Origin of the sequence: Pseudomonas putida NBRC 14164 (assembly GCF_000412675.1) — a bacterium.
GTDB lineage: Bacteria > Pseudomonadota > Gammaproteobacteria > Pseudomonadales > Pseudomonadaceae > Aquipseudomonas > Aquipseudomonas putida.
In genome coordinates, this window is sequence record NC_021505.1 from 4,624,862 (window position 1) to 4,651,514 (window position 26,653).

General features: G+C 62.4%; 16 protein-coding genes, 4 tRNA genes and 2 pseudogenes. 11 read left to right on the forward strand and 11 right to left on the reverse strand.

The genetic code is table 11. The features are described from left to right. Positions 1–7: 7 nt before the first annotated feature. Positions 8–91 (forward strand): annotated as a pseudogene (locus PP4_RS29035) (NAD(P)-dependent oxidoreductase); the annotation flags it as partial. A gap of 47 nt (positions 92–138) precedes the next feature. Here the strand turns inward: PP4_RS29035 and nirD are convergent. The 4 genes from nirD to PP4_RS20490 all read right to left on the reverse strand — a co-directional run bounded on the left by nirD (position 139) and on the right by PP4_RS20490 (position 8,577). Beyond that, positions 139–501, reverse strand: coding sequence for a nitrite reductase small subunit NirD (gene nirD / locus PP4_RS20475; RefSeq protein ID WP_016501070.1), 363 nt, complete (start codon positions 499–501; stop codon positions 139–141). Next, the gene (gene nirB / locus PP4_RS20480) at positions 501–3,053 is read right to left on the reverse strand and encodes a nitrite reductase large subunit NirB (RefSeq protein WP_016501071.1); all 2,553 of its coding nucleotides are present in this window, start codon (positions 3,051–3,053) and stop codon (positions 501–503) included. The genes nirD and nirB overlap by 1 nt, the downstream gene beginning before the upstream one ends. A gap of 304 nt (positions 3,054–3,357) precedes the next feature. After that, positions 3,358–7,383, reverse strand: a complete 4,026-nt coding sequence (locus tag PP4_RS20485; protein ID WP_016501072.1) for a bifunctional nitrate reductase/sulfite reductase flavoprotein subunit alpha — start codon at positions 7,381–7,383, stop codon at positions 3,358–3,360. Positions 7,384–7,623: 240 nt separating this feature from the next. Next, positions 7,624–8,577, reverse strand: coding sequence for an IS110 family RNA-guided transposase (locus PP4_RS20490; protein WP_016501073.1), 954 nt, complete (start codon positions 8,575–8,577; stop codon positions 7,624–7,626). 296 nt (positions 8,578–8,873) lie between these two features. Between PP4_RS20490 and map the strand changes: the two genes are divergently transcribed. After that, positions 8,874–9,665, forward strand: coding sequence for a type I methionyl aminopeptidase (map, locus tag PP4_RS20495; protein WP_229610057.1), 792 nt, complete (start codon positions 8,874–8,876; stop codon positions 9,663–9,665). 116 nt (positions 9,666–9,781) lie between these two features. Next, positions 9,782–11,200, forward strand: a complete 1,419-nt coding sequence (locus PP4_RS20500) for an IS1182 family transposase (protein WP_016498256.1) — start codon at positions 9,782–9,784, stop codon at positions 11,198–11,200. A 140-nt stretch (positions 11,201–11,340) separates the two neighbouring features. Here PP4_RS20500 and PP4_RS20505 read toward each other — a convergent pair. The 4 genes from PP4_RS20505 to PP4_RS20520 form a co-directional block, all read right to left on the reverse strand. Beyond that, positions 11,341–11,417 (reverse strand) — tRNA-Asp (locus PP4_RS20505). A 13-nt stretch (positions 11,418–11,430) separates the two neighbouring features. Continuing rightward, positions 11,431–11,506, reverse strand: a tRNA-Val gene (locus PP4_RS20510). Positions 11,507–11,675: 169 nt separating this feature from the next. Then, positions 11,676–11,752, reverse strand: a tRNA-Asp gene (locus PP4_RS20515). Between the two features lie 13 nt (positions 11,753–11,765). Next, positions 11,766–11,841: transfer RNA gene (locus tag PP4_RS20520), tRNA-Val, on the reverse strand. 215 nt (positions 11,842–12,056) lie between these two features. Between PP4_RS20520 and rdgC the strand changes: the two genes are divergently transcribed. From rdgC to sugE, 3 genes are all read left to right on the forward strand, one after another. Continuing rightward, a complete protein-coding gene (gene rdgC / locus PP4_RS20525) occupies positions 12,057–12,977 on the forward strand; it encodes a recombination-associated protein RdgC (protein WP_016501075.1) in 921 nt (306 codons plus the stop codon). A gap of 184 nt (positions 12,978–13,161) precedes the next feature. Then, entirely contained in the window at positions 13,162–14,127 is a 966-nt protein-coding gene (locus PP4_RS20530) for a bile acid:sodium symporter family protein (protein WP_016501076.1), read from the forward strand. A 172-nt stretch (positions 14,128–14,299) separates the two neighbouring features. Next, positions 14,300–14,617 carry a quaternary ammonium compound efflux SMR transporter SugE gene (gene sugE, locus PP4_RS20535; protein ID WP_016501077.1) on the forward strand — a complete coding sequence of 106 codons (318 nt, stop codon included), beginning with the start codon at positions 14,300–14,302 and terminating at the stop codon, positions 14,615–14,617. A gap of 9 nt (positions 14,618–14,626) precedes the next feature. Here the strand turns inward: sugE and PP4_RS20540 are convergent, their stop codons facing one another. Beyond that, positions 14,627–16,504 (reverse strand): MFS transporter, encoded by a 1,878-nt coding sequence (locus PP4_RS20540; protein ID WP_016501078.1) that lies wholly within the window; start codon positions 16,502–16,504, stop codon positions 14,627–14,629. A 184-nt stretch (positions 16,505–16,688) separates the two neighbouring features. Here PP4_RS20540 and PP4_RS20545 point away from each other — a divergent pair, with 184 nt between their 5' ends. Both PP4_RS20545 and PP4_RS20550 read left to right on the forward strand, forming a co-directional pair. Continuing rightward, positions 16,689–17,867, forward strand: coding sequence for an MFS transporter (locus PP4_RS20545; protein ID WP_016501079.1), 1,179 nt, complete (start codon positions 16,689–16,691; stop codon positions 17,865–17,867). Between the two features lie 125 nt (positions 17,868–17,992). Then, a complete protein-coding gene (locus tag PP4_RS20550; protein ID WP_016501080.1) occupies positions 17,993–21,472 on the forward strand; it encodes a hybrid sensor histidine kinase/response regulator in 3,480 nt (1,159 codons plus the stop codon). On the opposite strand, the gene rmuC is transcribed toward PP4_RS20550, so the two are convergent. Both rmuC and PP4_RS20560 read right to left on the reverse strand, forming a co-directional pair. Next, complete coding sequence (gene rmuC, locus PP4_RS20555) at positions 21,444–22,814, reverse strand: DNA recombination protein RmuC (protein ID WP_162471786.1); 1,371 nt, start codon at positions 22,812–22,814, stop codon at positions 21,444–21,446. The genes PP4_RS20550 and rmuC overlap by 29 nt on opposite strands. A 180-nt stretch (positions 22,815–22,994) precedes the next feature. Then, positions 22,995–23,333, reverse strand: a pseudogene (locus tag PP4_RS20560) (sel1 repeat family protein); the annotation flags it as partial. A gap of 945 nt (positions 23,334–24,278) precedes the next feature. On the opposite strand from PP4_RS20560, the gene PP4_RS20565 reads away from it, so the two are divergent. From PP4_RS20565 to PP4_RS20575, 3 genes are all read left to right on the forward strand, one after another. Next, on the forward strand, positions 24,279–24,503 hold the full coding sequence (locus tag PP4_RS20565; RefSeq protein ID WP_016501083.1) for a hypothetical protein: 225 nt from the start codon (positions 24,279–24,281) through the stop codon (positions 24,501–24,503). Between the two features lie 249 nt (positions 24,504–24,752). Next, positions 24,753–25,235, forward strand: coding sequence for a hypothetical protein (locus tag PP4_RS20570; RefSeq protein ID WP_016501084.1), 483 nt, complete (start codon positions 24,753–24,755; stop codon positions 25,233–25,235). A 147-nt stretch (positions 25,236–25,382) separates the two neighbouring features. Continuing rightward, positions 25,383–26,648, forward strand: coding sequence for an OmpP1/FadL family transporter (locus PP4_RS20575; RefSeq protein WP_016501085.1), 1,266 nt, complete (start codon positions 25,383–25,385; stop codon positions 26,646–26,648). The last annotated feature ends 5 nt before the right edge of the window (positions 26,649–26,653 follow it).

Below are 26,653 nucleotides of genomic sequence, written 5' to 3' on the forward strand. Positions count from 1 at the left end.
TGAAGCATTGCTGCGTGCGTTAGGTGCAGAGGGATACCTGATCAACATCGCACGCGGCAAGCTGGTGGATGAGCCGGCGTTGATCGCGGCTGAAGCCGCTCCCACAGCGAAGAGGCTTGGGTAGGCAGCAAATGGTTATCAGGCCACAGCCAGCTCTACTGCCTCCCCCTTCAACCGCACCGGCCACACTCGCAACCTCTGCCCGGCATCCTCCAGGCACTCCCCACTCAGCAGGCTGAAGTGCTGTTTGTAGAGCGGCGCTGCCACCACCAACTCACCTTGCACACTGCCCACCAGCCCGCGACCGATGATGTTGGCGCCGGAACGCGGGTCGCGGTTGTCCACCGCATACAGCGGCTGCGCCTGCCCCGGCAGGTAGAACAGCGCCACCTGAGCCCCGTCGAGCCATACCACGACCCCGGAATCGGCCACCAGATCTTGCGCCTGGCACACCGCCTGCCAGTTCTCACAGGTTTTCACAGCAGCATTGGACAGGTTCATCAGACAGCCTCCTCGACAGTAGGGATCAGGTGCAGCGGCGCCGCTGGCCGGCGTTGTTCGCGTTCACGCACGAAGTGCACGTCCGGGTCAGCGCGGCGATCGTTGACAAAGGTACGGAAGCGCTTGAGCTTCTCGGGGTCGTTGAGGGCGTTGGCCCATTCGCATTCATACTGGTCGACCACATGCTGCATCTGGCTTTCCAACTCGCTGGCGAGCCCCAGGCTATCGTCGATCACGACCTGCTTCAGGTAGTCCAGGCCGCCTTCCAGGTTCTCGCGCCACACCGAGGTGCGCTGCAACTTGTCGGCCGTACGGATGTAGAACATCAGTACGCGGTCGATCAGGCGTACCAGGGTTTCGTCGTCCAGGTCGGTGGCGAACAGATCGGCATGCCGTGGGCGCATACCGCCGTTACCGCACACGTAGAGGTTCCAGCCCTTGTCGGTGGCGATCACGCCGATGTCCTTGCTCTGCGCCTCGGCACACTCGCGGGTGCAGCCAGACACCGCGAACTTGAGCTTGTGCGGGCTGCGCAGGCCCTTGTAGCGGTCTTCCAGGCGCAGGGCCATGGCGACGCTGTCCTGCACGCCGTAACGGCACCAGGTGCTGCCCACGCACGATTTCACCGTGCGGGTCGACTTCCCGTAGGCGTGGCCGGTTTCGAAGCCGGCCTCGATCAGCTCGCCCCAGATCAGCGGCAGCTCGTGCAACTGGGCCCCGAACAGGTCGATGCGCTGGCCGCCAGTGATCTTGGTGTACAGGTCGTACTTCTTGGCCACCTGGCCGATGACGATGAGCTTGTCGGGGGTGATTTCACCACCCGGAATACGCGGCACCACCGAGTAGGTGCCGTTCTTCTGCATGTTGGCCATGAAGGTGTCGTTGGTGTCCTGCAGCGGCACCAGCGCCGGGTCCATGATCGGCTGGTTCCAGCAGGAGGCGAGGATGTTGCCCACCGCCGGCTTGCAGATGTCACAGCCAACGTGGCCCTTGCCGTGGCGTGCGAGCAGCTCGCTGTAGGTGCGGATGCCCTCCACCCGCACTAGCCCGTAGAGCTCCTGGCGGGTGTAGGCGAAGTGCTCGCACAGGCTCTTGTCCACCGCTACGCCACGTGCGGTCAGTTCGTGCTCGAACACCTGCTTGAGCAAGGCCGCACAACCGCCGCAGCCGCTGCCGGCCTTGGTGCAGCCCTTGACCGCAGCAAGGTCGCTGCAACCGCTGTCGATGGCGTCGCACACCGCGCCCTTGCTGACGTTGTGACACGAGCAGATGGTCGCGCTGTCGGGCAGCGCATCGGCGCCCAAGGCCGGTGCACCATTGCCTTGCGGCAGGATCAGCGCTGCCGGGTCGGCTGGCAGGGCGATGCCGTTCTGGGCGTATTGCAGCAGGGTGTCGTAGTAGCTGTTGTCGCCGACCAGCACTGCGCCCAGCACGTGCTTGCCGCTGGCGTCCACCACCAGCCGGCGGTAGGCGCTGTTGGCTTCGTCGATGAAGCGGTAGCTGCGTGAACCGGGGGTGGCGCCATGGGCATCACCAATCGAGCCGACATCCACGCCCAGCAGCTTGAGCTTGGTCGACATGTCGGCGCCGGTAAACGCTACCGCCGCTTCCCCCATCAGCAAAGCCGCCAGGTTGCGCGCCATGCTGTAGCCTGGGGCGACCAGGCCGAACACGCTACCGTTCCACGAGGCGCACTCGCCGATGGCAAAGATGCGCGGGTCGCTGCTGCGGCAATGGTTGTCGATCACCACGCCACCGCGGGCGGCGATGTCCAGGCCGCAGCCACGGCCCAAGGCATCCTGCGGGCGGATACCGGCGGAGAACACGATCAGGTCGGTTTCCAGATGCTCGCCACCGTCGAAGTTCATGCGGTAGCGGTAGGCTTCACCGGCGCTGATCGACTGGGTGGCGCGCGACAGGTGCACGCCCACACCGAGCGCTTCAATCTGTGCCTTGAGCGCGGCACCGCCCTCGCTGTCCAGCTGAACCGGCATCAGCCGTGGGGCGAACTCCACCACGTGGGCTTCCAGGCCCAGCGACTTGAGGGCGTTGGCTGCCTCCAGGCCGAGCAGGCCACCACCGACCACCACGCCACGGCGGGCACCGGCTGCGGCAGCGCGAATGGCATCGAGGTCGTCGAGGGTACGGTAGACCAGGCGGGCATTGCCGCTGGAACCTTCGATCGGCGGCACGAAGGGGTAGGAGCCCGTGGCCAGGACCAGCTGGTCGTAGCCGTAGCGCCCCTCGGCCGTGACTACTTCGCAGCGCTCACGGTCGATTTCCAGCACGGCCTCACCGAGGTGCAGGTGCACGCCGTTGGCGTTGTAGAAATCGTGCTCGCACAGGGCCAGGGTCTCGGCACAGCTGCCGCCGAAGTATTCGGACAGGTGCACGCGGTCGTAGGCGCGTTGGCGCTCTTCGCCGAACACCTGCACCTCGAAGCGCTGCAGGGCACCGCGGCTGACCAGTTGTTCGACGCAATGGTGGCCGACCATGCCGTTGCCGACGATGACCAGTCGCTCTCGTTGCCCGCTGCTCGCTGTTGCCTTCATAAGCCGATCCTCGATCAAAAAAAAAGCGCCTGGAGCCGAAGCTCCAGGCGCCTTTGCCTGTATTCATCACGGTGTGCCCCCGGGTTGATCGCCGTTGATCAGTGGGGCTTGTTGTATTGGAGGTAAAGCAGGGACTGTGCCAATCCTTTTTCCTGTGCTGGCCCTATCGCCGGCAAGCCAGCTCCCACAAGGGCCGCCACAGGTTTCGAGGTTTGTAAGATACCTGTGGGAGCTGGCTTGCCGGCGATAGGGCCAGCACAGCAATTGCACATTCCAAGTGCATCACTCCCCATCCCGGTGCACTTCAGTACACATCCCGCAGATAACGTTTGCCCTTGCTCAAACCTTCCACATAGGCAGCCGCCTGCGCCGCACCCATCCCGCCATGCTCAGCCACAATCGCCCGCAACGCCGCATCCACATCCTTGGCCATGCGCTGCGCATCCCCACACACATAGAAATACGCCCCCGCTTCCAGCCACTGCCACAGCTGCGCGCCCTGCTCCAGCATCCGCTGCTGCACATAGATCTTCTCGGCCTGGTCGCGGGAAAACGCTGTATTCAGACGCAGGTGGCCGCTTGCCTGCCAGGCCTGTAGCTGCTCCCGGTAATAGAAGTCGGTAGCGGCGCACTGTTCGCCAAAGAACAGCCAGTTGCCCCCTTTCGCCCCCCGCGCCTCCCGCTCTTCGAGGAACGCCCGGAACGGCGCAATGCCGGTACCGGGGCCGACCATGATCATCGGCACGCTGTCGTCCGCAGGCAACCGGAAGTGCCTGGACGCCTGCGGGAAAATTGCCACCTTCAACGCTTGGGCGCGGTCGGCGAGGAAGGCCGAGCATACGCCCTTGCGCTCGCCATAACGCACGGTGGAGACGGTCAGGTGTACCTGGCCGGGATGCGCTAACGGGCTGGAGCTGATCGAGTACAGACGCGGCTGCAAAGGCTTGAGCAGTTCAAGCCAGCTGGCCAGCGGTAGCTGCTGGGGAAAGGCCCGCAGCACATCGACCAGTTGCCGGCCCCACAGCCAGTCCTGCAGTTCGGCCTTGCACTCGGGCTGCAGTAGACGTTGCAGGCCCGGGGCGCTGCCCGCGAAGGCTTGCAGTTGCTGCGTGGTGACCTTGGCGATTTCCAGGTGCGCGTGCAGGGCTTCGGCCAGTGGCATGGCAGGTTGGCCCTTCAGCTCGACCATGGCCTGGCCATCAAGCTGCATCAGCGCCAGCAGTTCGTCGACCAGCGCCGGGCAATTGCGCGGCCACACGCCCAAGGCATCACCGGCGGCATAGCTGAAGCCGCTACCGCTCAGGTCGAACACCAGTTGCCGTGTTTCCTTGCTGGCACCGGGGCCGTTGAGCAGGTGGTTTTCCAGCAAGGTGGCGGGCCAGGGTTGTTGTTTGCTCCAGCCCGCCATGGGTGCAGGTTCATTCGCCGGTGGTGGCGCAGCGGCCCTGCCCAGCAAGGGCAGCAACGCGTCAAGCCAGCCTGCGAACGCTTCGTCAAAGTCTGGCTCGCAGTCCACCCGTTGCAACAGGCGCCGGCCACCCAGTTCGGTCAGACGCTGGTCCAGCTTGCGGCCAAAGCCGCAGAACTGATCGTAACTGGAGTCGCCCAAGGCCAGCACTGCATAGGGCAGTTCGGCGCAGCAGGCGCCCTCCTCGCCCTGCAAGGCGTGCCAGAACGCCGCTGCGCTGTCGGGCGCATCGCCATCGCCAAAGGTGCTGGCGATCAATACCACGCTGGCGGCGCCCTGCAGCTGGCTCGGGCTGACCGCCTCCATGCAACTGAGCTGCACATCCAGGCCGGCACCGCGCAGGCGTTCGGCACAGCGCTCGGCCAGCTGCTCGCCGTTGCCGGTCTGCGAGGCCCACAGCACCTGATGCCGTGGCGCCGCCAACGCCGCAACGGGCAGTGCCGCAGGCTGGGCGAACAGCCCGGCCAGCAAGCCGTCGATAAACAGCCGGTGGTTGGCCGCCAATGGCGCACTGGCCGGCAGGCTGGGCACGCGCTCGGCGCGGGCCTGGTTCAGGCCCAGCAGGAAACCTTGCAGGTAATGGCGCTCTTCTTCTGCCAGCACCGGGGCTGGCAAGGTGTCCAGGCCAAGCAGACGGGACAGGGTGGCAGTGGGCATGCGGGCTGGCTCCGAAATGGCAGCGTTCAGGTCAAGGGCGTGGATACGCGCGCCTGCGACCCGTTGCAGGGCCACGGCGCAGTGTTTGAAAGCGGGTTGCAGCGACAGCGGGTCGACGGCATCGCAGGTCACGGCATTGATTGCCAGTTGCTCGCCGACCAGGTCGTTCCAGTGGAACGGCGCAAAGCAGTTGCCTGGCATGACCCGGTCGCTGATTCGCGCCGGCAGTACGGCTTGACCGCGCCGTGAGCGGACGGCCACCTGATCCTTTTCAGCGATGCCAAGCCGTACGGCGTCGTCTGGGTGAACCTCGACGAAGGGGCCAGGCTCCAGCTTGTTCAGCGCCGGCACCTTGCCGGTCTTGGTCAGGGTGTGCCACTGATGCTGCACGCGGCCGGTGTTCAGCACCATGGGGTAGTCGTCATCCGGCAACTCCGGTGCCGGCAACCAGGGCCGGGCGAAGAAGCGGGCCTTGCCGCTGGAGGTGGGGAACGCCAGCGCCGGGCAATCGCCCTGGGCATCGTGCAGCAGCGCCTGGCTGCTGCCGTCGTTCAGGTAGCGTAATGGGCTGCGATCGCTGCCATGGCCTGGCGCACAAGGCCACTGGCGTGGTTGCTGACGCAGCTCGGCGTAACCGATGCCGCGCAGGTCGTAGCCGGTGGCGGGGTTATGGAAGCGGCGGATTTCTTCATATACCGCTTCGGCATCGGGGTAGTCGAAGGCTTCGGCGTAGCCCATGGCGCAGGCCACCCGGGCGATGATCTGCCAGTCGGGCAGACTCTGCCCTGGCGGCTCTACGGCGCGCGGCATCAGGGTGAGGTTGCGTTCGCTGTTGATCATCACGCCCTCGCCTTCGGCCCACAGCGCGGCCGGCAGCAGGATGTCGGCGTAGCGGTTGGTTTCGGTGTCGAGGAAGGCATCCTGGGTAATCACCAATTCGGCCTGGCACAGTCCATCGATCACCTGCTGGCGGTTGGCAACGCTGGCTACCGGGTTGCTGCAGATGATCCAGCACGCTTTTACTTCACCCGCGTTCATCTGCTCGAACAGTGCCACCGTACCCTCGCCGCCTTCGCTGCGCAGGCTGCCGGGTGGCAGTTGCCACTGCTGCTCGACAAATGCGCGATCGCCTTCCACCAACGCCGAGCGCTGGCCTGGCAGGCCGGGGCCCATGTAGCCCATCTCACGGCCGCCCATGGCATTGGGCTGGCCGGTCAGCGAAAACGGCCCGCTACCGGGGCGGCAGATGGCGCCCGTGGCCAGGTGCAGGTTGCAGATGGCGTTGCTGTGCCAGGTACCGTGAATGCTCTGGTTCAGGCCCATGGTCCAGCAGCTCATCCAGTCGTTGGCGGTGCCGATCCATTCGGCGGCCTTGAGGATGTCGGCCTCGGCCAGCCCGGTGATGGCGGCTACGCGCTCGGGGGTGTAGTCATCGAGGAAGGCGGGTAGTTCGTCCCAGCCTTCGGTGTGGAGGGCGATGAAGTCGGGGTTGGTGTGGCCATTGCGGTGTAGCAGATACAACAAGCCGTTGAGCAAGGCCATGTCACTGCCGGGGCGTACTTGCAGAAACAGGTCGGCCTTGTCGGCGGTGGCACTGCGCCGTGGGTCGACGACGATCAGCTTCGCGCCGGCCTTGACCCGATCGAGCAGGCGCAGGAACAGGATGGGGTGGCAGTCAGCCATGTTGGCGCCGATCACCAGGAACACGTCGGCGTGCTCGAAATCCTGGTAGCTGCCAGGCGGGCCGTCAGCGCCGAGCGACAGCTTGTAGCCGCTGCCGGCGCTGGCCATGCACAGGCGCGAGTTGGACTCGATGTGGCGGGTGCGGATAAAGCCTTTGGCCAGCTTGTTGGCCAGGTACTGCGCCTCCAGCGACATCTGCCCCGACACGTACAGCGCCACGGCGTCGGGGCCGTGCTGGTCGATGATGCCGCGCAGGCGTTTGCCGGCGTCGGCGATCGCCTGGTCCATGCCGGTGCGCGCCGGTTGCTGGTTGCGCTGCTGGCGCACATAGGCGTCTTCCAGGCGGCCGACGGCGGTCAGCGGCACGTGCGCAGTGAGGCCTTTGGTGCACAGCCGGCCGAAGTTGCTGGGGTGCTGCTTGTCGCCGCTGACCTTGACGACCTTGCCATCGGCAACGCTCATGACGATGCCGCAGCCAACGCCGCAGTAGGGGCAGACGCTGCGTACTTCGCTGTTGGCCATGGGCGGGCTCCTGTGGGAAACGCAAAAAGGCGCCGGCTGCCCCGGCTTGCTGAAGCAAGCGGGGCAACACGGCGCCTTTGTCGTGAAGTTTTGTGGGCTGTCGACGTTGATAGCCCGGGATGAAGGTAGATCAGCAATTTATGGGCCAGCTATACCGGCCCTTTCGCGGGCACGCCCGCTCCCACAGGGCTATCGCAAGGCCTGAGGGGCGTGCCGTGCCTGTGGGAGATTCTATGGTTTTCAGCAAGGCGCTTTCCCACCCTTGGTGACATATTCGTCCTGATTCTTCATCAGGGCGAATGCCACTCGTGCAAGCTTCCTGGCCAGGATTACCAACGCCTGGGTTGTTGCTTTACCCGCATTGCGATGATGTTCGTAGATCCCTTTCCAAGTGGCCGTCCGGCTGGCTGACATCGCCGCGTTATGCAGCAGGCGACGGATTTCTGAGCAGCCTCGCTTGGTAAGGCGACGACGTCCATTCTTCTGCCCAGAATCAATCACTCGTAGATCCATTCCCAGGAATGCAATGTACGAATCACTGCTCTTGAACTCGCCCCGCATAAAAGCCATTACCAAGGCAGTGGCCGTGAGAAACCCAATACCCTCTACCGCCTGGCAGCGAGCAACTTGCTCGTGCAGCCCTGCTTCGCGCAGCACTTCTTTAATTTTCTTTTGGATCAACAAATCCAGCCGGTCTATCGATTTTACAAAGGTTGTGAAGGCGGCTTTCAAAAGGGCTTCATTAGCCCAGCTCTGGGTCATCGCCGTGCGGGCAGTCACCAAGGCCGCTCGGCGTCGCAGAAGGCTCTGAAGCTTGCCGTAGACGGCGGGAGGGGGAGTCCAAGGGCGGAGGTCTTCCCCCTCGTTTCTCAAAAATCGGGACAACAACCGAGCATCAGTGGGGTCCGTTTTTACCCGCACACCCACGCTTTTGCGGTAGTTGCTCAGTTGGAATCCATCAATGACATAGACCTCGAAACCCAGGCTATGGGCCAGCTCAACCAAGTCCAGGTGGTAAACATTGGTCGCCTCAACAGCAATTGCCGTGTTGAGAGGCTGTTGCTTCAGCCATTTCTTGATTTCCGGTTTGGTATTTTTCACCTTGATGATCTCGTCGCGATCATCGTGATGAATCACTAATTCTGCTTTCGCGACATCCGCACCCACGATCAATTTGCCAACCTGCATTGCCACGGGAGCCTCCTCACGTTATGGTTTTTTGGCTTGAAGGGGTTTCACCAAGAGGCGCTGGCTTGCTTCTATCGTCGTTTGCAAACGATGCATTCTTTATCGGCGCTTTGGTGGAAGGGGTGGGGCGATGTCTCCCACGGTCTGTACTGCTGTGAACAGTCAGAATCGGGCATTTAGTCCCACCACCCCTTCAAGTCTAACCATACAAGCGGGCGTGCCCGCGAAGAGGCCGGCACAGGCTACGCACCATGCGGTGGCAACCCGGTACCCGCTGGCGCTATGCTGGGGCAAATTACAGCATGAGCAACTGCCCTCCCCCTATGTCCCAGGTGATTCTCAAGACCCCCGCCCAACTCGACCTGATGCGCCGCGCAGGCCAACTGCTGGCCCAGGTTTTCGCCGACCTCGACGGTTTCATCCGCCCCGGCGTGACCACGATGCAGATCAACGACCGTGCCGAAGCATTCATCGTCGACACGCTCAAGGCCCGGCCGGCGAGCAAAGGCCAGTACGGCTTTCCTTATTCGCTCAATACCTCGGTGGACCATGTGGTGTGCCATGGCATGCCCAATGCCGATGAAGTACTGAAGGAAGGCTCGATCATCAACGTCGACATCACCCTGGAACAGGGCGGCTACATTGCCGACTCGTCGAAGATGTACAGCATCGGGCACATCAGCGATGAAGCCCGACGCCTCGTCGACACCACCTACGACGCGCTGTGGAAGGGCATCGAGCAGGTGCGCCCCGGGGCCACGTTGGGCGATATCGGCCATGCCGTCCAGGCCCATGCCGAGGCGGCAGGCTATAGCGTGGTGCGCGAGTATTGCGGGCACGGCATTGGCCAGCAGATGCATGAAGGGCCTGAAGTACTGCACATCGGCCAGCGCGGCATGGGCATGAAGCTGAAGCCGGGGATGGTGTTCACCATCGAGCCGATGATCAACCAGGGTGGGCGCGGTACGCGCACATTGAAGGATGGCTGGACAGTGATTACCCGCGACCACAGCCTGTCGGCGCAGTGGGAGCATACCGTGGCGGTGACCGATGACGGGTTCGAGGTGCTGACGTTGCGAGAAGAAGAGCGCTGATACAAAAATTGCAGACACAAAAAAAGCGACCCTAAGCAGACTGTGTGAAAACCTAGCATTCTGCCCGGCCCTTTAAGAGAATGCTCCGTATCGGAAGATACGGAGCATTTTTCGTTATGGCCTACATACAAGGAGAGTCTCGCAGCCAGACCAGTCTGTTCCCGGTCTCGCTGGAGGAGCTGATCCCGGAAGATCACCTCGTACGGGTCATTGACCTGTATGTCGCCAGGCTCGACCTGGGCCAGCTCGGCTTCGAAAAAGCGCAATCCAAGGCCATAGGGCGCCCCGCCTACGACCCCGCCGATCAGCTCAAGCTCTACCTCTATGGCTATTTTCAGCGCATCCGTTCCTCGCGGCGTTTGGAAGCCGAGTGCCAGCGCAACATCGAGGTGATGTGGCTGATCAACCGGCTCAAACCTGACTTCAAGACCATCGCTGACTTTCGCAAGAACAACAAAGCCGCTTTCGTTGCGACGTGCCGGGCGTTTGTACAGTTCTGCCGAACCGCCGGTTTGATTGCTGGTGACTTGGTTGCCATCGACGGCAGCAAGTTTCAGGCGGTCGCTTCCCCCCGGCGCCATTTGAACCTGAGTCAACTCAAGCGTCAGGATGAGAAACTGGACAAGCGGATCGCCCAATATCTGGCTGATCTGGATGCCGCTGACAAGTCTGAGGGCGAGCAAGTGGTCGATCGCACTGCGATCAAAGCGGCCTTGGCGAAGCTTGAGGCCAAGCAGCAAGACAACCGCACTTGCCAGGCCTTGATGAAATCAATGGGGCTGGAGCAATTCAACACGCACGAAAGCGATGCCCGCATGATGCGCACTCCCAAAGGAGCGCGGGTTGCCTATAACGTGCAGACCGCCGTTGACGCAGAACACTGCCTGATTTTGCATCACGAGGTGACGCAAGAGGGCGATGATCGCAAGCAGCTTGAACCCATGGCTAAAGCGGCCAAGGCTGAGCTGAAACAGAAAGCGCTGACCGTTACAGCTGATATGGGTTACTCGAATGGCCAGCAGTTCCAGGCATGTGAGGAAGCCTCCATTACCGCGTACGTTCCGCCAAACCGAACCTCGAACCCAGGCGGTGAGGCATTATTCGAGCGCAAGGACTTTACCTACGACGCCGAACAGGATCGGTACCAGTGCCCGGCAGGGCAGTGGCTAACGCTGAAGCAGCGTCACAAGGGCGACCGGATCTACCAGGCGGCGATCAGTGATTGCGCCGGGTGCACGCTGAAATCCCAATGCACGACGGCCAAGCGCCGCTATGTCTCGCGCCACGCTCAAGAGGAAGCCTTTGAGCGTATGGCGCAGCGGATGCAGATGCATCCAGAGATGATGGAACGGCGCAGATCCATCGTGGAGCACCCGTTTGGCAATCTCAAACAATGGCTGTTTGGCAACGGGCGCTTCCTGCTGCGACAACTCGCAGGCACAAGAGCTGAAATGGCTCTCGCTGTGACCGCTTACAACCTCAAGCGGGCGATTAGTGTCCTGGGTGCCAAGCAAATCATGCAACTGATGGGCTGAAGGGCCTTTTTCAGCACAAAAACAAACGCCCCGAACAAGTCGGGGCGTTTGGTATAGGGCCTACCAGTGCGTTTTCACACAGTCTGTAAGGTCGCTTTCTTTGTTACTTCCAGGTGTTCAGTGGGCCTGGAAGCGGAATATGGCGCAGCGGACGGGACTCGAACCCGCGACCCCCGGCGTGACAGGCCGGTATTCTAACCGACTGAACTACCGCTGCGCTATACATCGAGTGGTGGGTGATGACGGGATCGAACCGCCGACCCTCTGCTTGTAAGGCAGATGCTCTCCCGGCTGAGCTAATCACCCATGTCTCTCGGTGTGGCGCGCATTCTACGGGCGACTTTGCACTCTGGCAAGCACTTATCGAAGTTTTTTCAAAACTCGTTCAAACACCAAAATTCAGGCACAAAAAAAGCGACCCTAAGGTCGCTTTCTTTGTTACTCCCAGGTGTTCAGTGGGCCTGGAAGTGGAATATGGCGCAGCGGACGGGACTCGAACCCGCGACCCCCGGCGTGACAGGCCGGTATTCTAACCGACTGAACTACCGCTGCGCTATACATCGAGTGGTGGGTGATGACGGGATCGAACCGCCGACCCTCTGCTTGTAAGGCAGATGCTCTCCCGGCTGAGCTAATCACCCTTCGTCTCGGTGTGGCGCGCATTCTACGGACGACCCCGCACCCTGGCAAGCACTTTTTAAACTTTTTTCAAAAAAAACTTCATTCCTTTCAAAGGCCTAGCGTTGCCGGGTGTTTCTTTCACGCATAAGCCACTGCTGGCCCTCTGACAGGGTTGGCCTCAGAGCTCCGCTCGGAGAATAATGCCCGCCTTATGCATTAAGGAGAGTTACCCCTCATGTGGTTCAAGAACCTGCTGACCTACCGCCTGACCCAGGAAGTCCCGTTCGAGCCTGAAGCGCTGGAAGCCGCACTGGCCAGCAAGCCGGCCCGCCCCTGCGCCAGCCAGGAGCTGACCACCTACGGTTTCGTCGCGCCGTTCGGCAAAGGCGAAGACGCTCCCCTGGTGCATGTCAGCGGCGAGTTCCTGCTGATTGCCGCACGCAAGGAAGAACGCATCCTGCCGAGCAGCGTGGTCAACGACGCGGTCAAGGAAAAGGTCGAAGAGATCGAGACCGAGCAGATGCGCAAGGTCTATAAAAAAGAACGCGACCAGATCAAGGACGAGATCATCCAGGCTTTCCTGCCGCGTGCGTTCATCCGCCGCTCGATGATCTTCGCCGCCATCGCCCCGCGCCTGGGTGTGATCCTGGTCAACTCGGCCAGCGCCAAGCGCGCCGAAGACCTGCTGTCGACCCTGCGTGAAGTGATGGGCTCGCTGCCGGTGCGCCCGGCCACGGTGAAGATTGCGCCAACCGCCACCATGACCGACTGGGTCAAGTCGCAGCAAACCGCCGAAGGCTTCTATGTACTGGACGAGTGCGAACTGCGTGACACCGCCGAAGACGGCGGTATCGTGCGCTGCAAGCGCCAGGACCTGACCGGCGAGGAAATCCAGTTGCACCTGAGCACTGGCAAGGTGGTAACCCAGCTTGCCCTGGCCTGGCAGGACAAGCTGTCGTTCATTCTGGACGACAAGATGGTGATCAAGCGCCTGAAGTTCGAAGAGCTGCTGCAGGAGCAGGCCGAGCAGGACGGTGGCGATGAGGCTGCGCAGCAGTTCGATGCCAGCTTCCTGCTGATGATGATGACCTTTACCGAGTTCCTGCCGGTGTTGTTCGAGGCGCTGGGTGGGGAGGAGATTCCGCAAGGGGTCTGATGTGTCTTGAGATGCCAGTGCAGGCCTGAAGGCCATTTTGCCTGCACCGGCCCTGCTGCCGGCAAGCCAGCTCCCACAAGGTACGCCACGGTTTTCAGAACCTGTGGCGTACTTGTGTGAACTGGCTTGCCGGCGACAGGGCCCTGGAAATACACAAAGCTATAAGTAGAAAAGGAATTGCCCCATGCGTGCCCTCGCCGCCTTAAGCCGCTTCGTCGGCAATACCTTCGCCCTGTGGGTGCTGGTGTTTGCCGTGCTGGCCTTTTTGCTACCGCAATGGTTCATCGCCCTGAAGGTCGCCATCGTGCCGCTGCTTGGGCTGGTGATGTTCGGCATGGGCCTCACCCTCAAACTCGACGACTTCGCCGCCCTCGCCCGCCAGCCCTGGCGGGTGATGCTGGGGGTGGTCGCGCACTTCGTGATCATGCCGGGCATGGCCTGGCTGCTGTGCCAGCTGTTCCACCTGCCGCCGGAAATTGCCGTGGGCGTGATCCTGGTCGGCTGCTGCCCGAGCGGCACCGCCTCGAACGTGATGGTCTGGCTGTCGCGTGGTGACCTGGCGCTGGCCGTGGCGATTGCTGCAGTCACCACGCTGCTGGCACCACTGCTGACCCCGGCGCTGATCTGGTTCCTGGCGTCGGCCTGGTTGCCGGTGTCCTTCATGGATATGTTCTGGTCGATCCTGCAGCTGGTGATGCTGCCGATCGTGCTCGGCGTGCTGGCCCAGCGCCTGCTCGGTGCCCGGGTGCAGGCGGCGGTGCAGGTACTGCCGCTGGTGTCGGTGGTGAGCATCGTGATGATCGTGTGCGCGGTGGTGGCGGCCAGCCAGGCGAAGATCGCCGAATCGGGGCTGTTGATCATGGCGGTGGTGATGCTGCACAACAGCTTTGGTTATTTGCTGGGGTACCTGACCGGCAAGCTGTGCAAGTTGCCGCTGGCCCAACGCAAGTCGCTGGCGCTGGAGGTGGGGATGCAGAACTCCGGGCTGGGGGCGGCGCTGGCGGCGGCGCACTTTTCGCCATTGGCGGCAGTGCCCAGTGCGTTGTTCAGTGTTTGGCACAATATTTCCGGGGCACTGCTGTCGACCTGGTTCCGGCGGATGGATGAGCCTGCGGTTGAACCTGAAGAAGCGGAACCGGCCGGGCACTGATGGTGCCTGTGCTGGACTCTTCGCGGGTAAACCCGCACCCACAGGGATCAGCACAGACTTGCCCTGAAGGCTGCAGATAGGCACCATATTGCCCACTGTGAGGACGGCCTCACGACGCACCGCGTGACCATTCCGGGGACGGCCCCATCATTCAAACGATGGAGACACACTCATGTCCTGGATCATCCTGTTCTTCGCCGGCCTGTTCGAGGTCGGCTGGGCCGTAGGCCTTAAATACACCGACGGCTTCAGCAAACCGATCCCCACCGTACTCACGGTCGGCGCCATGGTCATAAGCCTGGGCCTGCTGGGCCTGGCCATGAAAGAACTGCCGCTGGGCACCGCCTATGCCATCTGGACGGGTGTTGGCGCAGTCGGCACAGTCATCGCCGGGATCATCCTGTTCGGCGAGTCCATGGCCCTGGTGCGGCTGGTCAGTGTGGCGCTGATCATCTGCGGCCTGGTCGGCCTGAAAGTCAGCGCCAGCTAACCCACTCCCCTATCGCAGGTCACCGCGCAGGCGGCTGACCTGCTCGCGCAACAGCTCAGGCTGCGCTGCCTCCACCGGGATGGCGGCGCCCGCCACGATGGTTACCCGCGACCACAGGCGCTTGAAGAAGCCCTTGGCCGGGTCGCGGCTGAAGAAGCTGCCCCACAGCCCTTGCAAAGCCAGCGGAATCACCGGCACCGGTGTTTCTTCGAGGATGCGGTTGACGCCACCCTTGAACACATCGATCTCACCATCGCCAGTCAACTTGCCCTCCGGGAAGATGCATACCAGCTCTCCATCGGCCAGGTACTTGGCAATGCGTGCGAACGCACGTTCGTACGTGGCGGGGTCTTCGTTGCGACCGGCAATCGGGATGGCGCCTGCGGTGCGGAACACGAAGTTGAGCACTGGCAGGTTGTAGATCTTGTAATACATCACAAAGCGGATTGGCCGGCGGATTGCTCCTCCCAGCAGCAATGCATCAACGAACGACACGTGGTTGCACACCAGCAGCGCCGCGCCTTCGTCGGGGATGCGCTCAAGGTCGCGGTGCTGCACGCGGTACATCGAATGGCTGAGCAGCCAGATCAGGAAGCGCATGGTGAATTCGGGCACGATCCTGAAGATGTAGGCGTTGACCGCGATATTTAGCAGCGACACCACCAGGAACAGCTGCGGGATGCTCAGCTCGGCAAGCCCCATGAGGATGATGGTAAGCACCGCCGACACCACCATGAACAAGGCATTGAGGATGTTGTTGGCCGCAATCACCCGGGCGCGCTGGTCTTCGGCCGTGCGTGCCTGAATCAGCGCATACAGCGGCACAATGTAGAAGCCACCGAACACGCCAAGGCCCACGATCGACAGCAGGATCCACCAGGCCTGGCCTATGCCCAGCAGCGCCAGCCAGTCGTGCGGCGCAGCTGCAGCCGGTACATCGCCGGAGTGCCACCACCACAGCAGGCCGAACAGGGTCAGGCCGAACGAGCCGAACGGCACCAGGCCGATCTCTACCTTGCGCCCGCTAAGCCTCTCGCACAGCAACGACCCCAGGGCAATGCCCACCGAGAACAGCGTCAGCACCAGGGTGACCACCGTGCCATCGCCGTGCAGCCAGTCCTTGGCGTAGGCCGGGATCTGCGTGAGGTAGATGGCACCGACAAACCAGAACCACGAGTTACCCACGATCGAGCGCGATACGGCGGGCGGCTGCCCCAGGCCCATGCGCAGGATCGCCCACGACTGCCTGAAAATGTTCCAGTCCAGCGGCATGCTCGGCGAGGCGGCCGCGGCCCGCGGGATCCAGCGGCTGGCCAGGTAGCCGAGCACAGCAGTGCCGACCACGCCGCCGGCCACCACCGTGGCATAGCTGTCGGCCGACATCATCACGCCGGCGCCGATGGTGCCGGCCAGGATGGCGAGGAAGGTGCCGGTTTCCACCAGCCCGTTACCGCCGACCAGTTCCTCCTCGCGCAGGGCCTGCGGCAGGATCGAGTACTTCACCGGGCCGAACAGCGCCGAGTGGGTACCCATGCCGAACAGCGCCACCAGCATCAGCGCCAGGTGGTTGGTGATGAAGCCAAGCGCACCGATTGCCATGATGACGATCTCGGCCAGCTTGATCGCACGGATCAGCGCGTCCTTGGCGAACTTCTCGCCAAACTGCCCGCCCAGCGCCGAAAACAGAAAGAACGGCAGGATGAACAGCAAGGCGCACAGGTTGACCCAGATCGAACGGTCACCGTCGCCCAGGCTGAGCTTGAACAGGATCGCCAGGATCAGCGATTGCTTGAACAGGTTGTCGTTGAAGGCACCCAGCGACTGGGTGATGAAAAACGGCAGGAAGCGCCGCTTGCCGAGCAATGTGAATTGCGAGGAGTGACTCATCGTCCTTGGTCCTGAAGGCTTTTCAATTGGAGGCGCGCCGGGCACGTCAGGCCACAAATCTGCATGGGAAATGCCTTGGCTGGCAAGCCTACACGCTTTTTGCAGAAGCAGCCGAGGCGCTCCTGCAGGTGCCCTATGTGGCTTATGCTTGTGCTCGGCAAACCAGAACAACAAGGACGTGGTAATGCTCGCCGCCCTGAAACGCTACCCGCACACCGTACGCCTGCTACTGCTGACCACCTTCACCCTCACGGTCGCCCGCGCCCTTACCCTGCCCTACCTGGTGGTGTACCTGGCCGACAACTTCCAGCTGCCGATCAGCCAGATCGGCCTGCTGATAGGTGGCGCGCTGATCATCGCTTCGCTGCTGAGCCTGTATGGCGGCCACCTGGTCGACACCTTGCGCAACCACACGCTGGTCAGCGCCAGCACCCTGCTGTTCGCCCTGGCCTTCATCGCCGCGGTCGTCAGTGAATCGGCGCTGTTGTTCTTTTTGTGCCTGGTGCTGATCAACCTGGCGCTTGCAGTGGTCGACATCGCCGCCAAGGCAGGCTTCTGTGCCTTGCTGCCAGTGGAAGAGCGGGCCGAGGTGTTCGCCATCAAGTACACCCTCAGCAACGTCGGCTACGCCGCAGGCCCGCTGCTGGGGGTCGCCATGCTGGAACTGGACGACCACATGCCGTTCATCGCCTCGGCCCTGCTTGGCCTGGGCATGTGCCTGGCCTACTGGCGCCTTGGCGACCGTGACCTGCAGGCGAGCGCACCGGACAAGCCTGCGGCCGGCTTCGGCCAGGTGGCGCTGGGGCTGGCGCGTGACCGCCGGCTGGTGTATTTCACCCTGGGCGGGGTGCTGAGCGCGGTGGTGTTCGGCCAGTTCACCGCCTACCTGTCGCAGTACCTGGTGGTAACCAGCAGCCCGACGGAAGCGGCGCGGCTGGTCGGCTACCTGGTCACCACCAACGCGGTGACGGTGATTGCCCTGCAGTACCTGATTGGCCGACGCATCAGTCGTCAGCACCTGATGCCCTGGTTGCTGGCCGGCATGGCCCTGTTCATCGCAGGGCTGCTGGGCTTTTCGTTGGCAGGCTCGGTGCTGGCCTGGTGCCTGGCGATGCTGGTGTTCACCCTGGGCGAGATCATCGTGATCCCTGCCGAATACATGTTCATCGACCTGATCGCCCCGGAGCACTTGCGCGGGGTGTATTACGGCGCGCAGAACCTGTCCAACCTGGGGGCGGCGCTGGGGCCGGTGATGGTGGGGTTTGCCCTGGTGCACCTGTGGCCGGGGGCAATCTTCTACCTGCTGGTGTTGTCGGTGTTGCTGGCGGGGGTGTTTTACGGGTTGGGCACCCGAAAAAATTGATGTTTTGTTTCAGATCAATCGCGAGCAAGCTCTCGCCTACAACCATCGTCTGCGCTGACGAAGCGGCGCCTGCGTGCCAGACTGGTTGATCGGGACCGCGTTATATTTTTTGCTTCGGAGTCTTCATGTCGTTGTCCAGCGGGCTGATCGCCGTGGTCGCCCTGGCCTATATGGCCGTCATGTTCGCCATCGCCTTCTATGGTGACCGCCGCAGCACGCCGTTGCCGCCGAAACTGCGCGCCTGGGTGTACAGTTTGTCGCTGGCCGTTTACTGCACCAGCTGGACCTTCTTCGGCGCCGTCGGCCAGGCCGCCGAACAGCTCTGGGCATTCCTGCCGATCTACCTGGGCCCGGTGCTGCTGATGGTCTTCGCGCCCTGGGTGCTGCAGAAGATGGTGCTGATCAGCAAACAGCAGAACATCACCTCAATCGCCGACTTCATCGCCGCACGCTACGGCAAGTCGCAAACCCTGGCGGTGGTGGTGGCGCTGATTTGCCTGGTCGGTGTGCTGCCGTACATCGCCCTGCAGCTCAAAGGCATCGTGCTGGGCGTCAACCTGCTGATCGGGGCCAACGCCGACGCCACTGGCACCCGCGTGCAGGACACCGCGCTGGTGGTGTCACTGGTGCTGGCACTGTTTGCCATCGTGTTCGGCACCCGCAGCCTGGACGTGACCGAACACCACCGGGGCATGGTATTGGCGATTGCCTTCGAATCGCTGATCAAGTTGCTGGCCTTCCTGGCCGTGGGCATTTTCGTCGTATTCAACCTGTATGACGGCTTTGACGACCTGTTCAGCCAGGCTCGCCAGTCGATCCACTTGCAGGACTATTGGCAAGAGACCATCAACTGGCCGTCGATGGTGGTGCAAACCGCTGTGGCGATGATGGCGATCATCTGCCTGCCGCGACAGTTTCACGTCACCGTGGTGGAGAACATCGAGCCCCAGGACATGCGCCTGGCGCGCTGGGTGTTCCCGATGTACCTGGCGCTGGCCGCGCTGTTCGTGGTGCCGATTGCCCTGGCCGGGCAGATGCTGCTGCCGGGCACGGTGATCTCCGACTCGTTCGTCATCAGCCTGCCACTGGCCGAGGCGCACCCGAGCCTGGCCCTGCTGGCATTCATTGGCGGCGCATCGGCAGCCACCGGCATGGTCATCGTCGAAGCGGTGGCGCTGTCGACCATGGTGTCCAACGACATGCTGCTGCCCTGGCTGCTGCGGCGCAACAACGCCGAGCGGCCGTTCGAGGCGTTCCGCCACTGGATGCTCTCGGTACGCCGGGTAACCATCGTGGTGATCCTGCTGCTGGCCTACGTCAGCTACCGCCTGCTGGGCTCCACCGCCAGCCTGGCAACCATCGGCCAGATCGCCTTCGCCGCCGTCACCCAGCTCACCCCGGCCATGCTCGGCGCGCTGTACTGGAAGCAGGCCAACCGCCGCGGCGTGTTCGCCGGCCTGGCGGCAGGTATCTTCCTGTGGTTCTACACCTTGGTCCTGCCGATTGCCGCGCACAGCCTGGGCTGGTCACTGCAGCTGTTCCCAGGGCTGGCTTGGCTGCATGGCAACCCGCTGGGCCTGCCGATCAGCCCGCTGACCCAAGGGGTGGTGCTGTCGCTGGCAGGCAACTTCACCCTGTTCGCCTGGGTTTCGGTATTGTCGCGCACACGGGTTTCCGAACACTGGCAGGCCGGCCGCTTCATCGGCCAGCAGACCAGCGCCCGCCCCAGCAGCAAGCCACTGCTGGCGGTGCAGATCGACGACCTGCTGACCCTGGCCTCGCGTTTTGTCGGTGAGGAACGCGCCCGGCAGAGCTTCATCCGCTTTGCCTACCGCCAGGGCAAGGGCTTCAACCCCAACCAGAATGCCGACGGCGACTGGATCGAACACACCGAACGCCTGCTGGCCGGGGTGCTCGGGACCTCGTCGACCCGCGCCGTGGTCAAGGCCGCCATCGAAGGCCGCGACATGCAGCTGGAAGACGTGGTACGCATTGCCGACGAAGCCAGCGAGGTGCTGCAGTTCAACCGCGCGCTGCTGCAAGGCGCCATCGAGAACATCAACCAGGGCATCAGCGTGGTCGACCAGAACCTGCACCTGGTGGCCTGGAACCGTCGCTACCTGGAGCTGTTCAACTACCCCGACGGGCTGATCAGCGTGGGCCGGCCGATTGCCGACATCATCCGCTACAACGCCGAGCGCGGCCTGTGCGGCCCGGGCGAAGCGCAGGTGCATGTGGCGCGGCGCCTGCACTGGATGCGCCAAGGCCGCGCGCATTCTTCCGAACGGCTATTCCCCAATGGCCGGGTGATCGAGCTGATCGGCAACCCGATGCCGGGTGGCGGCTTCGTCATGAGTTTCACCGACATCACCCCGTTCCGCGAGGCCGAGCAGGCCCTGCGCGATGCCAACGAAGGACTGGAACAACGGGTGGCCGAGCGCACCCGCGAACTGTCGCAACTGAACCAGGCGTTGTCCGAAGCCAAGAGCCAGGCCGAAGCGGTCAGCAAGTCCAAGACCCGCTTCCTGGCTGCGGTCAGCCACGACCTGATGCAACCCCTGAACGCCGCCCGGCTGTTCTCCGCCGCCCTGTCGCAGCAAGCGGAGGGCATGAACGAAGAGGCCCAGCAGTTGGTGCAGCACATGGACAGCTCGCTACGTTCGGCCGAAGAACTGATCAGCGACCTGCTGGACATCTCGCGCCTGGAAAACGGCAAGATCACCCCAGACGCCAAGCCCTTCGCCCTCAACGAACTGTTCGACACGCTGGGTGCCGAGTTCAAGGTGCTGGCGGCCGAGAAAAACCTGGAGTTCCGCCTGCGTGGCAGCCGCCTGCGGGTGGACAGCGACATGAAGCTGTTGCGCCGGGTACTGCAGAACTTCCTCACCAATGCCCTGCGCTACGGCAAGAGCCCGATCCTGCTGGGCGCGCGCCGCCAGGGCGAGCGCCTGTGGCTGGAGGTGTGGGACCGTGGCCCGGGCATCGCCGACGACAAGCTGCAAGTGATCTTCCAGGAGTTCAAGCGCCTGGACAGTCACCAGACACGCGCCGAGAAAGGCCTGGGCCTGGGTCTGGCAATTGCCGACGGCCTGTGCCGGGTGCTGGGGCACCCGCTGGAAGTGCGGTCGTGGCCGGGCAAAGGCACGGTGTTCCGCGTCAGCGTGCCGATTGCCCGCCAGGCCGCCCCGGCGCCAAGCGCCCCCGCTGAACAACAGGGCGGCCAGCCGCTGGCCGGGCTGCAAGTGCTGTGCGTGGACAACGAAGACAGCATCCTGATTGGCATGAACAGCCTGCTCAGCCGCTGGGGCTGCCAGGTATGGACCGCGCGCAACCAGGCGGAATGCGAAGCCCTGCTGGCCAAGGGCATGCGCCCGCATCTGGCACTGGTCGACTACCACCTGGATGACGGTGAGACCGGCACCGGGCTGATGGGCTGGCTACGTGCACGCCTGGGTGAACCGGTGCCAGGCGTGGTGATCAGCGCCGACGGCAGCAAGGAAACCATCGCCATGGTGCATGCGGCAGGCCTGGATTACCTGGCCAAACCGGTCAAGCCAGCAGCCTTGCGCGCCATGCTCAATCGCCATCTGAGCCAGGTTCAGTAACTGCGGGGTCCGGCACCTCATCGGACAGCGCCCGCTCCAGCAAGTCTGCCGGCAGGCTCTTGCTGGCGCGGGCGCCCAGCAGCTTCAGCTGCTCGCTGCGGCTGACCAGGTTGCCGCGCCCTTCGCACAGCTTGTTACGGGCAGCGGCATAAGCCTTGTCCACCTGTTGCAGGCGGCTGCCCAGCTCGTCCAGGTCCTGGATGAACAGCACGAACTTGTCGTAGAGCCAGCCGGCGCGCTCGGCAATTTCCCGGGCGTTCTGGCCCTGGCGCTCCTGTTTCCACAGGCTGTCGATCACCCGCAGGGTAGCCAGCAGGGTGGTAGGGCTGACGATCACGATATGCCGGTCGAAGGCTTCCTGGAACAGATTCGGCTCAGCCTGCAGGGCTGCCGAGAAGGCCGCTTCGATGGGCACGAACAGCAGCACGAAATCCAGGCTGTGCAGGCCTTCGAGGCGGTTGTAGTCCTTGCTCGACAAGCCTTTGACGTGGCTGCGCAGCGACTGCACGTGCTGTTTGAGCGCGGCCTCGTCGTTGTTGGCGACAAACTGCTGGTACGCCGTAAGGCTGACCTTGGCGTCCACCACCACCTGTTTGTCGCCGGGCAGCATGATCAGCACGTCGGGCTGGAAACGCTCGCCGTCAGCGCTCTTGAGGCTGACCTGGGTCTGGTATTCGCGGCCTTTTTCCAGGCCAGCATGTTCCAACACCCGCTCGAGGATCAGCTCGCCCCAGTTGCCCTGGGTTTTTTGGCCTTTGAGGGCCTGGGTCAGGTTGGTGGCTTCGTCGGACAGGCGCAGGTTGAGCTGTTGCAGGCGCTCAAGCTCTTTGCCCAGGGAAAAGCGTTCGCGGGCTTCCTGCTGATAGCTTTCTTCGACGCGTTTTTCGAAGGACTGGATACGCTCCTTGAGCGGGTCGAGCAACTGGCCCAAGTGCTGCTGGCTGGTCTGGGCGAAGCGTTGCTCGCGCTCGTCGAAGATCTTGGTGGCCATGTCGGCGAACTGGGCGCGCAGGGTGTCGCGGGCTTCCTGCAGGTCTTCCAGGCGCTGCTGATGGCTTTCTTGCTGCTCACGCAGTTCAGCCTCCAGGCGCGCACCCTGAGACTCCAGACGACGCAGCTCGGCTTCACGGTTGGCGCGCTCCAGGCTCCAGGCGTGGGCAGCGTCACGGGCGTTGTCGCGGTCGATCTGCAGCAGTTCCAGTTCACGGCCCTGGGCGGCCAGTTGGGCCTGCTTGACAGTGTTGGCTTCGCTGAGGTCGCTGACTTCGTCGCGGCTGGCCTCAAGCTGCGCCTGCAGGCCGGCCTGGGCCAGCAGGGCTGCGTTGAGGCGCTCTTCGAGCAAGGCCTGCTCGCCTTGCCGTGCGCCCTGCCGGCGCTGCACCTGCATGACCCAAAAAAGACAGGGTAAAGCACCTGCCACCAAGCCCAGCAGAATGCTGGCCAGATCCACTGTCATGCTTACCCCGATCACGCTGATGCAAATTGAGTGCAGCTTATCAGCCTGAGGCTTGTCGGAGCATTACTTCGCCTGGTCCGGATCGTTTTGCTGGCACAGCCGCGCATACTCCAGCTGTGCCCGCCGGTCACCGGCGCGGGCTGCCTGGCGCAGCAGTTCGTGGCCAATACGCCGGTCACGGGCGTTGCCACAATCGCGGCACAGCATCTGCCCCAAGCGGCTCTGTGCCACCACCACGCCCTGACGCGCCGGCTGCTTGAGCAGGCGCCCGGCCAGGTGCTTGACCTGGGGCTTGTCGCCCAGGCGCGGGCTATCGAGCAGCCACAAGGCCACTTTCAAGGAAAAGCGCTCGGAAGGAGGCGTCGATGCTGCAGGGCTGGCGAGGTGTTTACCGCGAAACTTCATGAGCAACAGGTTTGGCAACTCGAAAGGCGCGCCACTCTACTCTTTTTTTTTCGCTGTGAACTGTCGATTTATGGAGAATTGAAAAAATATTTCAATGATCTTTTCTTGACGTTTTCGAGTGGATGACCAACCGGTCTGTCGGGGCATGTCGATTGTCGGACAGTTCACCGCACTGCTGGCACGCCCGTTCTAGAGCAAGCGCCCGGGACAATCCACAGTTCCTGTGGATAACTCGGTGGACAACCCCCTTGCACACCCCGCAAAGCCCCGTGAATTGGGGCTTTGTCTCAAACTGACGATTTTTTCACCAGCTGAAAATAGTGTTTTTTTTCATTGACTTAACCGCCTAGTCAAGGCATTGGCGAGGCCGTTGCAGCCTGTTGCCGGCCTGTTACAACCCTTGCCCCGAATGTGAACAAGTGCACCATGATCCGTCATTTGAGTGCACGAAATGGGCACATCCGCCCGTGTGCGGGCTATTTGCCCCCTCTTCACAGCGGTACAAATACGCGCCATACTGCTCGGCTCACCTTAGCAAACGTAGTGCTTGCCAAGCGCCGGTATTTCCGGTAAGGTGCGCCTCGTTAGTACCAAGCTGAAAGTCAATTCGGGCCACAACATCCTTGCAGACCCACTTCCCCAAGAGTGCGCTGCTGAAGCAGGATTGCCCATTCGATGATTCACTCGCCAGCCTCAGGCTGCTCAAGCACGAATCACGTGACAGATTGATCAGGATTCCACCCGACGGCCTAGAACCTTGGCCCCGACGTGCTGCCTGCCTTCCGAAGTACCTACCAGTCAGCCCAAGCGCCCACTTTTGATTGCGCTCTCTCTGGCTGCTTTGTTCCAGTCAGGTTCGTTCGTCCCTTAATAAAGGCGTCACTGGAACGTTTCTATCATGCACGGATCATATCTCCCGTGTTTAAAGCAGGAACCTCCAACAATATGCAAACTCATCATCAGATTCAGGCTGCCATTGGCACCCTCTCCCAGGCCTTCTCGCCGTTGAAGTGCCTTATCGTTGCCCCACGCAAGGGCAGCTTCAGCTTCACCCTGGTAGACGAACACGGCGTCGCCTGCCACACCGAGCGCCTGTACCATGAACAGTACAGCCGCAATGAACCGCTGCAGGCGGTCATCGCCCGGACTCGCCAATCGCTCACCGCGTGAGTGGCGAATACCGGGGCATTCAAGCGCTGAATCATCCCATCGCAAGCCTGCCTGAACGTTCTTGGCGTAATTGCCTACGGGCATATAGCCCGGTACGTCAGGCAGCAATCGATTTAAAAACAGCTCTTTACACCACGATTATCACACTACACTTCAACTCGAGCGGTGCTTGCCGCTTCCGGCGGGCCTGATCATTCACCAGCTGCCAAGCTCCAGCGCCCGTCCGGCCCTTAATTGCTCGAGGGCATCATGGGTATTGCGGCGAATGAATTGTGTCAGTATGTGATCCGACCCACCCTGGTCTACCTGAACCGTCACTGTGCCAGCGCGGAAGCCCTGCTATTGGGCATTGCCGCCAGCCAGTCGGCGCTCGGGTCCGCCTTGCATGACCGACGCGGGCACGGCCTTTACCGCATTGGCGAACACCGTCACCAAGCGCTCTGGGATGATTACCTGGCCCGCGACCCCGACCTGGCCAGCCTTGTGCGCGGCCTGGCAAGCCAGCACGCCTTCCTCGGCGGCCCGCACCTGGAACTCACCGTAAACCTGCGCTATTCCACAGCGATTGCCTGGATGCTCATTGAGGAGCAGGCCACGCCACTGCCTGCCGCTGACGACCTGTTGGCATTGGCACGGATATGGCGTCAGATTTTCCACCCCCAAGGTCGCTTGCGGGACTTCACGCATGCCTGGCAGACCTGCATAGATCAGAGATTGCGACAGGTATCTTAAGAATCGTCCTACAGCATTACCGGAAAAAAGGGAATTTTGGTCGGATTGTCCTACAAAACCGCTCTATCTTCTGCGATTGAGGCTATGGCGCGGTGCGTGATTTGTTGGTAGCTTTTCGCCCCGGAGATCCCAAGGAGTTTTCTAATAATGAAAAAAGTAATGCTCAAAACCTCCCTCGCCGTCGCTGTTGCCGTGGCATCCAGCCAAGTGTTCGCTGCAGGCTTCGCCCTGAACGAACAAAGCATCAGCAGCATGGGGACAGGTTTCGCGGGACGTTCTTCTTCTGCCGAAGATGCCAGCACCGTGTTTGGCAACCCGGCCGGCATGTCTCGCCTCAAACGCGAACAATTCACCGTGGGCGGCGCTGCCGTCATCGCCAAGTCCGACATCTCGGGCCGGGGCAGCAACCTCGGGGGTGAAACCGATGGTGACATGGTGCCTCTCGTTGGTGTCCCCATGGGTTACTACGTCAAGCCGATCGACGACCACTGGAGCGTCGGCTTCGGTGTCTATGTACCGTTTGGTCTGGTAACCGACTACGGCAGCGATGATGCCGCACGCTACTGGGGCAAGAAGAGCCACGTCGAGGTAGTCACGTTCCAGCCAACCGTCAGCTACGCCTTCAATGACAAGGTCTCGATCGGTTTCGGCCCTACCATCAACCGCATCAAGGGTGAACTGGGTTCGAGCCTGATCAACCCGTTCACCCCCGGCCGCAACGATGGCGAAGTGAAAATCAAGGGCGACGATACCGCCGTTGGTTACAACATCGGCATCCTGGTACAGGCTACCGACAGCACCCGCCTCGGTCTGACCTACCACTCGATGGTCGACTACAAGCTCGAGGGCAAGACCCGCGTCAGCACCCCGCTGATCGGGCCGTTCAACGGCAACAAATTCGACGCCTCGCTGAAGATCAAGACGCCGGAATCGGTCGACTTCTCGGTTACCCACGAACTCGACGACCAGTGGACCCTGTATGCAGGCAGCACCTGGACCCGCTGGAGCCGCCTGAAAGACATCACCGTGCAGAACGATGTCCCGGCGCCATTGGCAGGTTCGGCGTTCCAGACCATCACCGAAGAACAGAACTGGCATGACACCTGGGCCCACGCCATTGGTGCGTCGTACAAGGTCAACAAGGAGTGGGTGCTGCGCACCGGTTTCACCGTCGACCAGTCGCCGACCAACAACCATGACCGTTCACCACGTATCCCGACGGGCGACCGCAAGGTGTTCAGCCTGGGTGCCGGCTGGAGCCCGACCGACGATATGACCATCGACGTGGCCTATTCCTACCTGTGGGAAGAAGACACCAAGGTCAATCAGGTGAGCGCGACCAAGGGCAGCTACCAGGCCAAGTACGAAAACAGCGCTCACGGTATCGGTGCATCCCTCACCTACCGCTTCTGATTCGT

Coding starts and splice junctions, on each gene's coding strand:
- nirD (WP_016501070.1), bottom strand. CDS start 501: ATGAACCTGTCCAATGCTGCTGTGAAAACCTGTGAGAACTGGCAGGCG.
- nirB (WP_016501071.1), bottom strand. CDS start 3,053: ATGAAGGCAACAGCGAGCAGCGGGCAACGAGAGCGACTGGTCATCGTC.
- PP4_RS20485 (WP_016501072.1), bottom strand. CDS start 7,383: ATGGCCAACAGCGAAGTACGCAGCGTCTGCCCCTACTGCGGCGTTGGC.
- map (WP_229610057.1), top strand. CDS start 8,874: ATGAGCAACTGCCCTCCCCCTATGTCCCAGGTGATTCTCAAGACCCCC.
- PP4_RS20500 (WP_016498256.1), top strand. CDS start 9,782: ATGGCCTACATACAAGGAGAGTCTCGCAGCCAGACCAGTCTGTTCCCG.
- rdgC (WP_016501075.1), top strand. CDS start 12,057: ATGTGGTTCAAGAACCTGCTGACCTACCGCCTGACCCAGGAAGTCCCG.
- PP4_RS20530 (WP_016501076.1), top strand. CDS start 13,162: ATGCGTGCCCTCGCCGCCTTAAGCCGCTTCGTCGGCAATACCTTCGCC.
- sugE (WP_016501077.1), top strand. CDS start 14,300: ATGTCCTGGATCATCCTGTTCTTCGCCGGCCTGTTCGAGGTCGGCTGG.
- PP4_RS20540 (WP_016501078.1), bottom strand. CDS start 16,504: ATGAGTCACTCCTCGCAATTCACATTGCTCGGCAAGCGGCGCTTCCTG.
- PP4_RS20545 (WP_016501079.1), top strand. CDS start 16,689: ATGCTCGCCGCCCTGAAACGCTACCCGCACACCGTACGCCTGCTACTG.
- PP4_RS20550 (WP_016501080.1), top strand. CDS start 17,993: ATGTCGTTGTCCAGCGGGCTGATCGCCGTGGTCGCCCTGGCCTATATG.
- PP4_RS20565 (WP_016501083.1), top strand. CDS start 24,279: ATGCAAACTCATCATCAGATTCAGGCTGCCATTGGCACCCTCTCCCAG.
- PP4_RS20570 (WP_016501084.1), top strand. CDS start 24,753: ATGGGTATTGCGGCGAATGAATTGTGTCAGTATGTGATCCGACCCACC.
- PP4_RS20575 (WP_016501085.1), top strand. CDS start 25,383: ATGAAAAAAGTAATGCTCAAAACCTCCCTCGCCGTCGCTGTTGCCGTG.